The sequence below is a fragment of the Variovorax sp. J31P207 genome, assembly GCF_030316965.1.
GTDB lineage: Bacteria > Pseudomonadota > Gammaproteobacteria > Burkholderiales > Burkholderiaceae_C > Variovorax > Variovorax ginsengisoli_B.
The window spans coordinates 19,655-34,628 of sequence record NZ_JASZYN010000011.1 but is presented as its reverse complement, the minus strand read 5'-3'; the positions used below and the strand labels follow the sequence as shown (position 1 = coordinate 34,628).

General features: G+C 70.4%; 14 protein-coding genes. 11 read left to right on the top strand and 3 right to left on the bottom strand.

The window, feature by feature from the left end; all coding sequences use genetic code 11:
• The first annotated feature begins 28 nt into the window (after nucleotides 1-28).
• The 9 genes from QTI68_RS29555 to QTI68_RS29515 are packed head-to-tail and all read left to right on the top strand — an operon-like array spanning nucleotide 29 to nucleotide 8,954.
• Entirely contained in the window at nucleotides 29-1,186 is a 1,158-nt protein-coding gene (locus QTI68_RS29555; RefSeq protein WP_286526746.1) for an ABC transporter substrate-binding protein, read from the top strand.
• A 58-nt stretch (nucleotides 1,187-1,244) separates the two neighbouring features.
• Nucleotides 1,245-2,300 (top strand): branched-chain amino acid ABC transporter permease, encoded by a 1,056-nt coding sequence (locus tag QTI68_RS29550; protein WP_286526745.1) that lies wholly within the window; start codon nucleotides 1,245-1,247, stop codon nucleotides 2,298-2,300.
• Nucleotides 2,297-4,081, top strand: a complete 1,785-nt coding sequence (locus QTI68_RS29545; protein WP_286526744.1) for a branched-chain amino acid ABC transporter ATP-binding protein/permease — start codon at nucleotides 2,297-2,299, stop codon at nucleotides 4,079-4,081. The genes QTI68_RS29550 and QTI68_RS29545 overlap by 4 nt, the downstream gene beginning before the upstream one ends.
• Nucleotides 4,078-4,815, top strand: a complete 738-nt coding sequence (locus QTI68_RS29540) for an ABC transporter ATP-binding protein (RefSeq protein ID WP_286526743.1) — start codon at nucleotides 4,078-4,080, stop codon at nucleotides 4,813-4,815. The genes QTI68_RS29545 and QTI68_RS29540 overlap by 4 nt, the downstream gene beginning before the upstream one ends.
• Nucleotides 4,805-6,406 (top strand): ATP-dependent acyl-CoA ligase, encoded by a 1,602-nt coding sequence (locus QTI68_RS29535; RefSeq protein WP_286526741.1) that lies wholly within the window; start codon nucleotides 4,805-4,807, stop codon nucleotides 6,404-6,406. The genes QTI68_RS29540 and QTI68_RS29535 overlap by 11 nt, the downstream gene beginning before the upstream one ends.
• Nucleotides 6,407-6,410: 4 nt before the next feature.
• The gene (locus tag QTI68_RS29530) at nucleotides 6,411-7,160 is read left to right on the top strand and encodes an SDR family NAD(P)-dependent oxidoreductase (RefSeq protein WP_286526740.1); all 750 of its coding nucleotides are present in this window, start codon (nucleotides 6,411-6,413) and stop codon (nucleotides 7,158-7,160) included.
• Nucleotides 7,161-7,213: 53 nt separating this feature from the next.
• The gene (locus tag QTI68_RS29525) at nucleotides 7,214-7,987 is read left to right on the top strand and encodes an SDR family NAD(P)-dependent oxidoreductase (protein WP_286526739.1); all 774 of its coding nucleotides are present in this window, start codon (nucleotides 7,214-7,216) and stop codon (nucleotides 7,985-7,987) included.
• Nucleotides 7,984-8,523: a MarR family winged helix-turn-helix transcriptional regulator gene (locus tag QTI68_RS29520; RefSeq protein ID WP_286368490.1), complete on the top strand. Its 540-nt coding sequence runs from the start codon at nucleotides 7,984-7,986 to the stop codon at nucleotides 8,521-8,523. Before QTI68_RS29525 ends, QTI68_RS29520 begins: the two co-directional genes overlap by 4 nt.
• Nucleotides 8,520-8,954 carry an acyl-CoA thioesterase gene (locus tag QTI68_RS29515; protein WP_286526738.1) on the top strand — a complete coding sequence of 145 codons (435 nt, stop codon included), beginning with the start codon at nucleotides 8,520-8,522 and terminating at the stop codon, nucleotides 8,952-8,954. Before QTI68_RS29520 ends, QTI68_RS29515 begins: the two co-directional genes overlap by 4 nt.
• Nucleotides 8,955-8,964: 10 nt before the next feature.
• Here the strand turns inward: QTI68_RS29515 and QTI68_RS29510 are convergent, their stop codons facing one another.
• Both QTI68_RS29510 and QTI68_RS29505 read right to left on the bottom strand, forming a co-directional pair.
• A complete protein-coding gene (locus QTI68_RS29510) occupies nucleotides 8,965-10,026 on the bottom strand; it encodes a phenylacetaldoxime dehydratase family protein (RefSeq protein WP_286526737.1) in 1,062 nt (353 codons plus the stop codon).
• Nucleotides 10,027-10,051: 25 nt separating this feature from the next.
• Nucleotides 10,052-11,101, bottom strand: coding sequence for a carbon-nitrogen hydrolase family protein (locus QTI68_RS29505; RefSeq protein WP_286526736.1), 1,050 nt, complete (start codon nucleotides 11,099-11,101; stop codon nucleotides 10,052-10,054).
• A 171-nt stretch (nucleotides 11,102-11,272) separates the two neighbouring features.
• Here QTI68_RS29505 and QTI68_RS29500 point away from each other — a divergent pair, with 171 nt between their 5' ends.
• Together QTI68_RS29500 and QTI68_RS29495 are read left to right on the top strand one after the other, a co-directional pair.
• Nucleotides 11,273-12,238 carry an AraC-like ligand-binding domain-containing protein gene (locus tag QTI68_RS29500; RefSeq protein ID WP_286526735.1) on the top strand — a complete coding sequence of 322 codons (966 nt, stop codon included), beginning with the start codon at nucleotides 11,273-11,275 and terminating at the stop codon, nucleotides 12,236-12,238.
• A gap of 67 nt (nucleotides 12,239-12,305) precedes the next feature.
• Complete coding sequence (locus tag QTI68_RS29495; protein WP_286526734.1) at nucleotides 12,306-13,745, top strand: DUF2252 domain-containing protein; 1,440 nt, start codon at nucleotides 12,306-12,308, stop codon at nucleotides 13,743-13,745.
• An 11-nt stretch (nucleotides 13,746-13,756) separates the two neighbouring features.
• Here QTI68_RS29495 and QTI68_RS29490 read toward each other — a convergent pair whose 3' ends face one another.
• A complete protein-coding gene (locus QTI68_RS29490; RefSeq protein ID WP_286526732.1) occupies nucleotides 13,757-14,974 on the bottom strand; it encodes a CaiB/BaiF CoA transferase family protein in 1,218 nt (405 codons plus the stop codon).

The following is a 14,974-nucleotide window of genomic DNA, read 5'->3' as shown; positions in this document are numbered from 1 at the left end:
TCATTTCCACCCACCAGGAGCCCACGACATGAAGAGCTTGATGCAGACCTTGACCCGCAGCGCACTGGCAGCCGCGCTGGGCGTCGGCCTCACGGCAGCGGCGTTCGCGGCCGACCTCAAGGTCGGCCTCAGCGTTTCGCTCTCCGGCCCCAACTCCTCGCTCGGCGTTCCCTACGCCAAGGGCATGCAGGCCGCGCTGGCCTACAAGCCGGAGGTCAACGGCCGCAAGATCCAGCTGATCGTGCTCGACGACGGCTCCGACCCGACCACCGCCGGGCGCAACGCGCGCAAGCTGGTCGAGGAGGACAAGGTCGACGTGCTGATGGGCACCTCGGGCGTGCCGGCCGCGATCGCGATGGCGCAGGTGGGCCGCGATGCCAAGGTGCCGATGATCGGGCTGACGCCGATCCAGCTCGACGCGGCCGAGAACCCGTGGGTCTTCACGGTCGCCCAGCCGACCCAGCTCATGATCGACGCGGTGGTCCAGCGCATGAAGAAGGACGGAGTCAAGACGGTCGGCTACATCGGCTTCTCCGACGCCTGGGGCGACCTGGTCTACAACGCGCTGATGAAGTCGGCCCCCGAGGCCGGCATCAAGGTGCTCGGCAACGAGCGCTATGCGCGCGCCGACGCTTCGGTCACCGGCCAGGTGCTCAAGCTGGTGGCGATGAAGCCCGACGCCGTGATGACCGGCGGCGCCGGCACGCCGGGTGCGCTGCCCTTCCTGGCGCTGACCGAGCGCGGCTTCAAGGGGCCGGTGTATGGCCAGCACGGCCTGATCAACCCCGACTTCGTGCGGGTCGTCGGCGCCTCCGGACAGAACGCGCTGATGCCCACCGGCCCGGTGATCGTCGCCGAGCAGCTGCCCGAGGGCTACCCGACCAAGAAGATCGCGATGGACTTCCGCGCCGCCTTCCAGAAGGTCAACAACGCGCCGACCAGCGACGCCTTCTCGGCCTACTCCTTCGACGGCTGGCTGGTCTTCACGGATGCCGCCGCGCGCGCCAAGGGCGAGCCCGGCACGCCCGAGTTCCGCCTCTCGCTGCGCGATGCGATCGCCAGCACCAAGGAAGTGGTGGGCACGCATGGCGTCTACAACTTCAAGCCGGGCAACCTGTACGGCGTCGACGAGCGCGCCCGCGTGATCGTCAAGCTCGATCAAGGCCAGTGGAAACTAGCGCCTTGAGCGCGGCCCTCTCCAACGACAACAACGACTTCAGGACGATCATGCGAAGGGCATTTCAATGACATGGGACGTGGCGCTCATCCTGGGCATCGACGGGCTCGCCAATGGCGCGGTCTATCTGCTCGCGGGGCTCGGGCTGGTGCTGATCTTTTCCGTCACGCGGGTGGTCTTCGTGCCCTTCGGCGACATCGCGGCCTTTGCCGCGCTGACCCTGGCGGCCTTCGAGACCGGCCGCCTGCCGCCGACCATCGGACTGGTGATGGTGCTGGCCGCACTGGCCACGCTGACCGAAGTCGGCAGCCTGCTGCGGCGCGGCGAAGGGCGCAAGGTGCCGAAGGCGATCCTGGCCTGGGGCGTGCTGCCGCTGCTGCCCTGCCTGCTGGCCTGGGCCACCTCGCGGCCCGGCATGCCGGCGGCCGTGCAGATCGCGGTCACGGTGCTGCTGGTGGTGCCGATCGCGCCGCTGCTGGCGCGCGTGGTGTTCCAGCCGATCGCCGACGCCTCGGTGCTGGTGCTGCTGATCGTCTCGCTGGCGCTGCACTTCCTGCTGTCGGGACTGGGCCTGCTGTTCTTCGGACCTGAGGGCTCGCGCACCCAGCCGCTCGCCAGTGGCAGCATCGCGCTCGGCGACGGCTTCTCGGTCAGCGGCCAGGTGGTGCTGATGGTCGGGGCGGCGATCGTGCTGAGCGGGCTGTTCTTCCTGGTGTTCGAGCGCACGGTGGCGGGCAAGGCGCTGCGCGCCACCGCCGTCAACCGGGTCGGTGCGCGGCTGGTCGGCATCCGGCCGGCGCGCACCGCCTTGCTGGCCTACGGCAGCGCCTCGTTGCTGGCCGGCCTGATCGGGGTGCTGATCGCACCCGTCACCACCATGTACTACGACTCCGGCTTCATCATCGGCCTCAAGGCCTTCGTGGCCGCGATCATCGGCGGCCTCGTGAGCTACCCGATGACCGCCATCGGCGCGCTCGCGGTCGGCGTGGTCGAGAGCTTCGCCTCGTTCTGGAGCGGCGCGCTCAAGGACGTGATCGTCTTCAGCCTGCTGATCCCGGTGCTCATGCTGCGCTCCTTCATGAGCGTGCATTCGGAAGAGGAAGAAGACGAGGTGGACCAATGAGCCTCCTTCGCAACCGCAACTTCTGGATCGGCGTGATCGTCGTCGCATTGGCCATCGCGCCGATGCTGGCCGGCAACTTCACGGTCTCGCTGCTCAACGACATCGGCATCGGGGCGCTGGTCGCGCTGGGGCTGGTGCTGCTGACCGGCATCGGCGGCGCCACCTCCTTCGGGCAGGCGGCCTTTGTCGGCATCGCGGCCTACGCGACCGCGTGGCTCACCACCACGCAGGGCATGTCGCCCTGGATCGGCCTTCTGTTCGCGCTGCTGCTGACCGGCATTTCGGCGCTGGCCATCGGCATGCTCACCCTGCGCCTGGGCGGGCACTTCCTGCCGCTCAGCACCATCGCCTGGGGGCTGTCGATCGCGATGCTGTTCGGCAACGTCGATGCGCTGGGGCGCCACACCGGGCTGTCGAACATCCCGCCGCTGCGCATCGGCGGCTGGTCGCTGGCCGACCCGCGCGCCATCTACTACCTGATCTGGGTGCTGGTCGGGCTGGCCTTCCTGTTCAGCCAGAACCTGCTGCAGTCGCGGCCGGGCCGCGCGATCCGCAGCCTGCGCGGCGGCGCCACGCTGCTGGCCAGCGTGGGCGCCGACGCCTACCGCGTGCGGCTCACGCTGTTCGTGACGGCGGCGCTGTTCGCAGGGCTGGCGGGCTGGCTCTATGCCCACATGAACCGCTTCGTGAGCCCGTCGCCCTTCGACGTCCGCGCCAGCATCGAATACCTGCTGATGGCGGTGGCCGGCGGGCTCGGGCAACTGGCGGGTGCCTTGGTCGGTTCGGCCCTGGTGCTGGTGCTCAAGAACGGCTTGCAGGACGTGTTGCCGATGCTCACGCAGCGCGCCGGTCAGCTTGAAGCGGTGGCCTTCGCGGCGCTGTTCATCCTGCTGCTGCATTTCGCGCGCGGCGGCCTGATGGGCTTCGTGCGGCGCTGGACCCGCGGCCGCTTCAGCGCTGCGCCGGCGCAGGCGTCGGCGACGCCGGTCGAGCCGCTCGCGCACCGCACGCTGCCCGATCGCGGCTCGCCGATCCTCACCGTGACCGGGGCGGTCAAGCGCTTCGGCGGGCTGGTGGCGGTCAACGACGTGAGTTTCGACGTCAAGGCGGGCGAGATCGTCGGCCTGATCGGACCCAACGGCGCCGGCAAGTCGACGATGTTCAACCTGCTGACCTGCACCTTGCCGATGACCGCGGGCCAGGTGCGCTTCCTCGGCCAGGACATCGCCGGCCTGCCGCAGCGCACGGTGGCGCGGCTCGGTCTGGCGCGCACCTTCCAGCACGTGAAGCTGCGCCCGCACATGAGCCTGCTCGACAACGTGGCGCTCGGCGCCCACTCGCGCACCAACGCCGGCGTGCTGAAGGCCGGCCTGCGGCTCGACCGCGCCGAGGAGCGCCAGATCCTGCAGGAGGCGCAGCGGCAGCTCGACCGCATCGGCCTCGGCGACCGGGCGCATGAGCTCGCAGGCAGCCTGCCGCTGGGCACCCAGCGCATCCTCGAGATCGCGCGGGCGCTGGCGGCCGACCCGGTGCTGCTGGTGCTCGACGAGCCCGCCGCCGGCCTGCGGCGCAAGGAGAAGATGGCGCTCGGTGAACTGCTGCGCAAGCTGCGCGAGGACGGCGTGACGATCCTGATCGTCGAACATGACATGGACTTCGTGATGAAACTGGTGGACCGGCTGGTGGTGATGAACTTCGGCTCCAAGCTGGTCGAGGGCGTGCCCTCGGCGGTGCGGGCGGACGAGCGGGTGCAGGCGGCGTATCTGGGGAGCGTGGTATGAGCGGCACGACCATGCTTGAAATCGGCGACCTGCACGTGTCCTACGGCCAGGTCGACGCGGTGCGCGGCGTCACGCTGAAGCTGGAACACGGCCAGATCATCTCGGTGATCGGCCCCAACGGCGCCGGCAAGACCACCTTGCTGGCCGCCGCGATGGGCCTGCTGCCGAGCAAGGGCATCCTGAAGTTCGAAGGCGAGGACCTGCACGGGCTCGATGTCGAGGCGCGGGTCGAGCGCGGCCTGTGCCTGGTGCCCGAGAAGCGCGAGCTGTTTGGCGAGCTCAGCGTGCTCGACAACCTGCAGCTCGGGGCCTACTCCAAGCGGCTGGCGAGCGCGGCGCTCAAGCGCCAGCTGCAACAGGTCTACGAGCGCTTTCCCCGGCTGGCGGAGCGGCGCTCGCAGCGCGCCGACACGCTGTCGGGCGGCGAGCGCCAGATGCTCGCGGTCGGTCGGGCGCTGATGTCGGCGCCGCGCCTGCTGATGCTCGACGAACCGAGCCTGGGGCTGGCGCCGCTGATCGTGCGCGACATCCTGGCCATCGTGCGCAAGCTGCGCGACGACGGCGTGTCGATCCTGCTGGTCGAGCAGAACGCGCGCGCCGCGCTCGAGAGCTCCGACCACGGCTATGTGCTGGAGACCGGAGAGATCGCGCTGTCCGGGCCCTCGGAGCAGCTGGAGAGCGATCCGCGCGTGCAGGCCACCTACCTCGGCGGAGGCACGCACGATGACGAATGAAGAACCGCGCCAGCTGCCCGCTGCGCAACGCACGCTGCCCGCGATGCTGCAGCGGCAGTCGGCGCGGTTCGCGCAGCGCCCGCTGCTGAAGGTCGCGGGCCGCAGCTGGACGCATGCGGATGCGGCCGAAGCGGCGGCGCGGCAAGCCTCGGCGCTGGCGCAATCCGGCGTGGCGCGCGGCGACCGCGTTGCGCTCATGAGCGGCAACTGCATCGAGTTTCTCGAGGTGTTCCTCGGCGCCGGCTGGCTCGGCGCGGTCACGGTGCCGGTCAACACGGCGTCGATGGGTCCTCAGATCGAGTACTTCCTTTCCAACAGCGAGGCAAAGCTGCTGGTGATCGGGGCCGAGCTGCTGGAGCGCCTGCAGACCGCGGACCTGGCGCGCACGGCGTTGCGGGAGATCTGGGTCATCGGCGAATCGGCGAGCCTGTGGCAGCCGCCCGCCGGCATCCGGCTGCTGCCGTACCGCCAGAGTACCGAGGCGATCGCGCCGGCCGCGGTCCAGCCCGGTGATCCGCTCGCCATCCTCTACACCTCGGGCACCACCGGCCCGGCCAAGGGCGTGGTCTGCCCGCATGCCCAGTACTTCTGGTGGGGCGTGAACAGCGCCGAGGTGCTCGGCGTCGGCGCCGACGACGTGCTGTGCACGACCTTGCCGCTGTTCCACATCAATGCGCTCAACACCTTCGCGCAGGCCGCCCTGACGGGGGCCGAGGTGGTGTTCGAGTCGCGCTTCTCGGCCTCGGGCTTCTGGCCCTCGATGCGGGCCAGCGGCGCCACCGTGGTCTACCTGCTCGGCGCCATGGTGCCGATCCTGCTGGCCCAGCCCGAAGGGCCCGGCGAGCGCGAGCACCGCGTGCGCACCGGGCTCGGCCCCGGCGTGCCGGCGGCGGCCGGGCAGGCCTTCCTTGCGCGCACCGGCGTGCGGCTGCTCGAAGGCTATGGCTCGACCGAGACCAATTTCGCGATCGCCACCGCCCCCGATTCGCCGCGCGGCGGCGTCATGGGCTGGCTGCGGCCGGGTTTCCAGGCGCGTGTCGCCGATGCCGACGATGCCGAGCTGCCCCCCGGCGAGGCCGGCGAACTGCTGCTGCGCGCCGATGAGCCCTACGCCTTTGCGAGCGGCTACTTCAACATGCCCGAGAAGACGGTCGAAGCCTGGCGCAACCTGTGGTTCCACACCGGCGACCGCGTGCTGCGCGAGTCCGATGGCGCCTTCCGCTTCGTCGACCGCATCAAGGACGCGATCCGCCGCCGCGGCGAGAACATCTCCTCCTTCGAGGTCGAGCAGGTACTGCTGAGCCATCCGGACGTGGCGGCCTGCGCGGTCTACCCGGTGCGCTCCGAACTGGCCGAGGACGAGGTGATGGCGGCGCTGGTGGCGCGGGACGGCAGCGTGATCGAGCCGGCTGAGCTCATGCGCTTCTGCGAGTCGCGTCTGCCGTACTTCGCGGTGCCGCGCTATGTCGACCTGCTCGACGACCTGCCACGCACCGAGAACGGCAAGGTGCAGAAGTACAAGCTGCGCGAGCGCGGCGTGTCGGCCGCCACCTGGGACCGCGGGCCGGGCGCCCCACGCGCCAAAGGCTGAAGCGATGTTCTCCCTCGACGGGCAAGCGGCTTTCGTGACGGGTGCGGGGCAGGGCCTGGGCGCCGCGATCGCGCAGGGGCTGGCGGAGGCGGGCGCCGGCGTGATGTTGGCCGATATCGACGCCGCGGCCGTCGAGGCTGTGGCGGCGCGCCTTCGGGGCGCCGGCCACCGCTGCCTCGCCATGGCGCTGGATGTCCGCGACGAGGCCGCCTTCGCCGCCTGCTTCGAGGCTGCAGTGGCGCACTTCGGCGCCATCGACGTGATGGTCAACAACGCCGCGCTCACCCCGCCCACTTCGCTCTGGGACATCACGGCCGGCGAATGGGACGAGGTCATGGCGGTGAACCTGCGGGGCAGCTTTTTCGGCTGCCGCATCGCCGGGCTTCACATGCGCGAGCGGCGCGCGGGCCGGATCGTCAACCTGGGCTCGATCGCAGGCCAGCAGGCCAGCGCCGCGACCGGCGTTCACTATGCGGCGTCCAAGGCCGGGCTGCTCGCGCTCACGCGCGCATTCGCCCAGGAACTGGCGGCCGACGGCGTCACGGTCAATGCCATCGCGCCGGCGGCCATCCGCAGCCCCCTGCTGGAGGCCATGGATCCGGCGCGGCAGCAGGCGCTGCTGGGCGCCATTCCGCTCGGGCGCTTCGGCGAGCCGCGGGAAGTGGCGGCGACCGTCGTCTACCTGGCCTCGGCGGCCGGCGCGTTCACCACCGGGGCCACGCTCGACCTCAACGGCGGCCGCGCGATGCGCTGAGCCCGAAAAGCACCCGCGGTTAAAATGTTTAGTTGTCAACGATGTATCCAGCCATGAACAATGCACTGAAAGGGCGCCACGCCGTCGTCACTGGCGCCGCCCGCGGGATCGGCGCCGAAATCGCCCGCACCCTGGCGGCCGAAGGTGCCCGCCTCAGCCTGCTCGGCCGCGACCGCGTCGCGCTGGAGCGCGTGCTGGCCGAACTGCCGGGCAGCGGCCATGGCGTGGCGACGGTCGATGTCGCCGACGCCGACTCGGTGCGCGCGGCCTTCGAGGCCTTGCGCGCGGCGTCGGGCCCGGTCGAGATCCTGGTCAACAACGCCGGCCAGGCCGAGAGCGCCCCCTTCCTGAAGACTTCGGTCGACCTGTGGCAGCGCATGCTCGGCGTCAACCTGACGGGCAGTTTTCTCTGCGCGCAAGCGGCGCTGCCCGACATGCTCGATGCCGGCTGGGGCCGCATCGTCAACATCGCGAGCACCGCGGGTCAGAAGGGCTATGCCTACGTCGCGGCCTACACCGCGGCCAAGCACGGCGTGGTCGGGCTCACGCGCTCGCTGGCGCTCGAAGTGGCGCGCAAGGGCATCACGGTCAACGCGGTCTGCCCCGGCTACACCGACACCGACATCCTGCGCAACAGCGTCGCCAACGTGGTCGGCAAGACCGGCCGCAGCGAAGCCGATGCGCTGGCCGAGTTCGCGGTCGTCAATCCGCAGCGCCGCATCGTGCAGCCGGCCGAGGTGGCAGATGCGGTGCGCTGGCTCTGCGGCGAGGCTGCGGCCTCGGTCACCGGCCAGTCGATCTCGGTGTCGGGGGGAGAGGTCACATGATCGACAGCACCAACGATCCGTCGCACGCGGCGCTCAGCGACGCCGAGGAACTGGGCCACGAGGCCCGCGCCGGCAACGACGACCACGCCGTTCTCAAGCTCTGGCTGCGCATGCTGGCCAGCACGACGCAGATCGAGGCCGAGATCCGCAAGCGGCTGCGCGAGCGCTTCGACATCACGCTGGCGCGCTTCGACTACATGGCGCAGCTCTACCGCTACAAGGACGGGCTCAAGATGCGCGTGCTGTCGCGCTACCTGATGGTTACCGGCGGCAACGTGACCGGGCTCACCGACGAACTCGAGCGCGAGGGCGTGGTGTCGCGCACCGCCAGCCCCGACGACCGCCGGGCCTGGATCGTGAGCCTCACGCCCAAGGGCCGGCGCAGCTTCGAGGCCATGGCCAGTGAGCACGAGCAATGGATTCTCGAGATGTTCTCGGGGCTCGACATGAAGACCGTGAAGCAGCTGCACAGCCAACTGGGCCAGCTGCGCGTGCACGTGATGCGCAACGAGGCCGGCGGCGAGGAGCCGGCGTGAGCGACGCCGCCGCCGCTGCGTTCCGCCGTGAACGGCTGATCCGCTTCTCGGACTGCGACCCGGCGGGCATCGTCTTCTATCCGCAGTACTTCGTGATGTTCAACGGCCTGGTCGAAGACTGGGTCAATGCGATGGGCGTGGGCTACCAGCGGCTGATCGTCGAGCAGCGCATCGGCCTGCCGACCGTGCGGGTCGAGGCCGATTTCCGCGCCGTGAGCCGCTTCGGCGACAGCGTGACCTTGGCGCTCGTGGTCGAACGCCTCGGCACGCGCTCGCTGACTCTGGCGCTGCAATGCGTGGGCGCCGACTGCGAACTGCGCATGCAGATGCGCCAGGTGCTGGTGACGACCTCGCTCGAGACGCATCGCGCGCTCGAGATCCCCGCGGCGCTGCGCGACGCGATCCTGCGCGGCGTGCCCGACGGGGGCTGACAGACCTCGCTCAGGCCGCCAGGCCGTTCATGAGCCCGGTGCGCGGGTGGCAGTTGATGTACTCGTAGCTCTGCTCGTCCGCCTTCAGCACCGACACCTCGTGGTACACGCGCAGCTGCAGTTCGAAGTTGAGCGCCTGCACATAGCGCATGAAGCTGCCGAAGATCGCCACATGGGTCGGATGCGACTCGGCCCAGCGCTCCATGTCGCCCAGCGAGCGCCAGAAGCTCAGGCCGAAGGACTTCTGCAGTGGTGCGCCGCCGGCGTCGAGGTGGTGCATGTAGCGGTTGCTGTAGCAGCCGATCGCGAGGCCCTGGTCGCGCAGGAAGTCCATCCCCTCGCGCAAGGTCGGCTCCATGTCCTCGAGGTAGAGCGTGCGCTCCTTTCCGGTGGTGTCGGTCCATTCCTGGCCCGAGCGGATCATTGCCACGTTCTGGTGGCCGGCGATGCGCACGCGCTGGCCCGGCGCGGGCGCGCCCGAGATCGCGCTGCGGCTTCCCGATGCCACCATCGCATCGGTCTGCGACAACGGGATCCGGTCGCGCATCGAACCCCAGTAGCCATGCTCCTGGATCTCGCCGCTGACCCCGCCGCCCATCACGACACCCACCCCTTCGAAGCGGTCGGGCGTGCTGAACATGGTCTCGTAGTGCTCGGCCCGCGGCGAGGCGATCTCGCGGAAGTAGCCCAGTCCGTCGTCGAGCCGCGCGGGCGAGCGCCACCAGTCGTCGATCTCGGGCGTGCCGCACCAGCGTGCGAAGGCGGCCGGGTCGCTCCAGTAAGCGATCGCGATCATGTTGTCGCAGCCATCGGCATCGACGAAGTGGGCCAGGTCGTGGTGGCCCGGCCCGTCGGCGAGTCCGAAGCTTTGCGCGATCTTCATCAGGGCGGCGCAGGCGCGGCCCTGCAGTTCGGGCCCGCGCGACTGCACGCCGAAGTAGCCCATCACCACCTGGCCCACGCCGGCGGCTGCGCGAGCCGACCAGACGGGGTAGGGCGGCGTGTAGTCGTCCTCCACCCGGCGGTGCCGGGTGCGCGGACATTTCAGGTGCTCGGCAATGGCGGATTCCATGGCGCTTCCCCTCTGAGTCGGCGTCTCAGGCCACGACCGGCTGGCGGGCGGCGGCCGCCGCCGGTTCGACCGGCGTGGACACCGGCTCGGCAACCGCCTTTTCGGGCTCGGCCGGGCCCTGCAGCACCACCGGCTCGCGCCGCTTCCTGTTGAACAGCAGCTGCGTCACGTCGGGCCGCGAATAGTGGCCGGCCGGGTCGCCTGCCGCCTTGGCCAGGGAGATCATGCCGAGGTCGATGTCGGCCACCACCAGCCCCTCCTCGTCCTCTGCCAGGTTCTTGCCGAGCGGCGATCCGTCGGGTCCGTAGATGCGCGCGAAGCCGCCGCCGACCAGCAGCATCTGCTGCTTGCCGGCATCGGTGCACAGCAGGTCGTGCATCGCCTTCGAGACCGTGGCACAGGGCGCGATCACGAAGCACTGGCCCTCGGCCGCATACACCTGGCTGGCGGCGTTGTTGACTTCGGCGCCGAGCGCGTAGGCGCCGCCGCGGTAGAGCGAGAAGCTGGGCCAGGCGCCGCAATGGATCTGCTCGTTCTGCGAGTACATCGCGTACTTGCTGAGCGGCTGCAGGTGCTCCCAGCACGACAGCGAGCCGATGTTGCCGATCGGCGTCTCGACCACCGCGAGGTCCGAGCCGTCGCCCTCGCCGAACACGGTGCGCTCGACGTGCGTCGGCTTGAGCTTGCGCCGGGTCTGCAGCGTGTTGCCCTGGTCGTCGATCAGCGCCTGGGCGATGTAGAGGCTGCCCGCGGCCTTCTCGCTGTAGCCGAGCGAGACCCAGATGCGGTGCTTGCGCGCGGCCTCGCGGATGCGGTCGAACTCGGGCGAGCCGACGACCAGGGCGTTGTCGTGGTAGCGCTGCACGAACTGCATGCCCCAGGCCGGCGAATCGAGCCAGATCCACCACGGGTAGCCGGGCACCCAGGTCTCGGGGAAGGCGATCAGCTGCACGCCCTGGCCGGCCGCCTGGGCCATCAGGTCGATGGTCTTGTCGATGGTGCCGTCGAGGTCGAGGAAGACGGGGGCGGCTTGCACCGCGGCGACGCGCAGGCGGGGATGGGTGGTGCTGGACATGGCGTTTCTCCAAGGGGGTGGAAGGGGCCCGCGGCATCCGGGTTAGCGCGGTGGCATGCGGGTTGCTTGAAGCGTAAGTTCGCCGCCTGGAAGCGCCTTGTCCGGAATTCGCGGCGTTCTTGATCCAGCGTTGCAAGCGGCCCGTTGGCGCACCTCCCCGGAAGGATCCCCATGACCCAATTGCTCAGCACTGCCGTCGTTCCGCGCGAGCAGCGGCTCGCCTACTGGACCGACATGATCTGCAACGTCTACGTGCAGCTCGGCTGCGATCCGGTGCCGGGCGATCGCCCCCGGGGCGAATTCGACGGCAGCATCCGCCAGCACACGCTGCCCAGCCTCGATGTCTCGGTCGTCACGTCGGGGCCGCAGCGGGTGATGCGGACCGCCGGCCACATCGCGCGCTCGTCGGACGACTACTTCCTGGTCAGCATCCAGGCCCGCGGCCGCGGCGTGGTCCGGCAGGACGGCCGCGACGCCGTGCTGTCGGTGGGCGACTTCGCGCTCTACGACAGCACGCGGCCCTATCAGCTGCAGTTCGACGACGCCTTCGAGCAGATCGTCCTCAAGCTGCCCGGCGAGCGCCTGCGCAGCGAACTGCGCCAGACCGAGGCCCTGACCGCCACCACGGTGTCGGGCCGCGAGGGCGCAGGCCATCTGCTGCTGGGCATGATCCGCACGCTGCACGAGGACATCGACGCGCTGCAGCCGGCGTCGGCGCTGGCGGTCGCCAATGGCGTGCTCAACATCCTGGTGGCCGGGCTGCAGACGCTGCCGGCGGCGCGCGCGCCGGCGCTGAGCAACCTGACCGCCTTCCACCTGGCACGCATCAAGCGCCGCATCGACGAGCAGCTCGACGATCCGGCGCTGTCGGTCGGCACGCTGGCGGCTGCGCTCGGCCTGTCGGTGAGCCAGATCCACCGCGTCTTCAAGAGCGAGCCGGTGACGCCGGCGCAGTACATCTGGGAGCGCAGGCTCGAGGCCTGCAGCCGCGATCTGCTCGATCCGCGCGCTGCCGGCCGCACGGTCGGCGAGATCGCCTATGGCCGCGGCTTCAGCGACGCGGCGCATTTCAGTCGGGCGTTTCGCGAGCGTTTCGGCTGCTCGCCGCGCGAGTGGCGCCAGCGCATCGCGCATTGATTCGGCGCCCGGGTGGCGGGCATGAGATTGCGGCATGATGCGCGAAAGAGCCACACCGGAGACACCCATGGCGCGCGCCGACAGAGCCGAACCCGACGAAGAACTGGACCGCCGGGCACGCGCCCTGGCGAGCGCCTTCACGACGCCCCGGCCCAGTGTCGAGGAGCGCATGGCCATGGGCAAGGCGCTGCGAGAGCGCCTGCCCCGGGCCAGCCATGGCGCCTTCGAGCGCTCGTCGCAGGTCGATCCGGTGGCGATCCTGCTGGCGCAGGCGAGCACCCGCATACCGGAACTGGTGCCGGTGCGGCACGCCCGCATGCTGCAGTCGCCGTTCGCCTTCCTGCGCGGCGCGGCGGCCGTCATGGCGGCCGACCTGGCACCGAGCCCGAGCACGGGGCTGCAGGTGCAGGCCTGCGGCGACATGCATGTCGCCAACTTCGGCGTCTTCGCGTCGGCCGAGCGGCAGCTGGTGTTCGCGATCAACGATTTCGACGAGACCCAGCCCGGGCCCTGGGAATGGGACGTCAAGCGGCTGGCGGCCAGTGCCTATGTGGCGGCCGATCATCTGGCGTGCGACAAGGCCGGGCGGGAAGCCGCCGCGCGGGCCGCGGTGGAGAGCTACCGCGGCCGGATGCGCCGCTATGCGGGCATGGGGCAGCTGGAGGTCTGGTACGACACGATCCACAGCGATCGGCTGCTTGAATCGCTGCCGCCGGCCATGCGCGGGAGCGCCGATGCCGTGCTCGACAAGGCGCGCAAGCGCACCCACATGCAGGTGCTCGACAAGATGACCGACCTGGTCGACGACCAGCACCGGATCATCGAGCAGCACCCCTTCATCGTGCGCGCCAGCCTGACCTCGATGGGGCGGCCGGTGGACGAGGCGATCGGCCACTGCCTGGCCCATTACCTCGAGTCGCTGGCCCCGGACCGGCGGCTGCTTCTGTCGCGCTACCGCGTGCTCGACGCGGCGCAGAAGGTGGTCGGCGTGGGCAGCGTCGGCACCCGCTGCTGGGTGGTCCTGCTGCAGGGGCGCGACTGGGACGACCCGCTGTTCCTGCAGCTGAAAGAGGCGCAGGCCTCGGTGCTCGAGGCCTATGTGGGCTGCGCGGCATCGCCCGACGCGCCCACCAACCATGGCGAGCGCGTGGTGCGCGGGCAGCGGCTGATCCAGGGCTCGCCCGACATCTTCCTCGGCTGGGGCGAGATCGACGGCGTGCACTTCTACATCCGGCAGCTGCGCGACATGAAGGGCGGCATCGAGATGGAGCCGGGCCAGACCACGCAGGCCGGTTTCATCGAGTACTGCCGCCTCTGCGGCTGGGCGCTGGCGCTGGCGCACGCCAAATCGGGCGACGCGGCGATGATCGGCGGCTACCTCGGCAAGTCGGACGTGTTCGACGATGCGCTGGTGGCGTTCGCCGCCGCCTATGCGGCCCAGACCGAGGCCGACCACGCGCGGTTCGCCGCGGCGGCGAAGGAGGGGCTGGTCGAAGTGTCCGAATAGGCCCGCAGGCGTCAGACGATCGCGCGCTCGCGCAGCGTCTGCAACCGCTCGGCGTCCAGGCCCAGTTCCGCCGCCAGCACCCGCGCACTGTGCTCCCCCAGCATCGGCGATGCCCTGTGCACGACCGGCGTGCCCGAGAAGCGCAGCGGGCTGCGCAGGCTGGGCACGTCCACGCCCCGGCTGTGCGGCAGGCGCAAGGCCAGTTCGCGGTGCCGGGTCTGCGGGTCCTCGAACACGCCCCGCATGTCGTTGATCGGACCACAGGGCACGCCGGCCGCCTCGAGGGCGGCGAGCAGCTCGGCCCGCGGTCGGCCGGCCAGCGCCGGTGCCAGCAGGTCGCGCAGCGGGCCCCGGTTGGCGACCCGCAGCGCGTTGCTGCCGAAGCGCGGATCGTCGGCCCACCCGAGGCCGCCCAGCGCGCGGCATAGCGCCTGGAACTGGCCGTTGTTGCCGGCCGCCACGATCAGGTGGCCGTCGGCGCAGGCGAACACCTCGGAAGGCGAGGCGATCGGGTTGGTGTTGCCCACCCGCGGCGGCACCTTGCCGTTCATCAGGAAGCCGAGCGCCAGGTGGCCGTTGAGCGCGACCGAGGCATCGAGCATGGCCGCATCCACATGCTGTCCTTCGCCGGTCTCGCGCCGGTGGTAGAGCGCGCCCACCACGCCGATCGCGGCATAGAGCCCGGTCACCACGTCGGTGATCGGGATCGCGGTGCGCATCGGTTCGGCGCCCGGCGTGCCCTCGGCCTGGCCGCAGGTGCTCATCACGCCGGCCAGGCCCTGCAGGATGAAGTCGTAGGCCGGCCGGCCGGCGTAGGGGCCGCCCTGGCCGAAGCCGGTGACCGAGCAGTAGACGATGTCCGGGCGCAGCCGGCGGATGCTGGCCTCGTCGAGCCCGTAGCGCGCCAAGGTGCCGACCTTGTAGTTCTCGACCACCACGTCGCAGCGTGCCGCCAGCTCGCGCGCCAGCGCTGCACCCTCGGGCGTGGCGATGTCCAGCGTGACCGACTGCTTGCCGCGGTTGTAGGCCAGGTAGAGCGCCGAATCGTTGCTGTCGGCGCCCTCGGCATCGGGCAGGAAGGGCCCCATGCGGCGGGTGTCGTCGCCTTCGCCGGGCTTCTCGATCTTGTAGACCGTGGCGCCCATGTCGGCCAGGATCTGCGTGCACAGCGGCCCGGCGATGACCCGGGTCAGGTCCAGCACCTTGATGCCTTCGAGGATGGCTGCCAT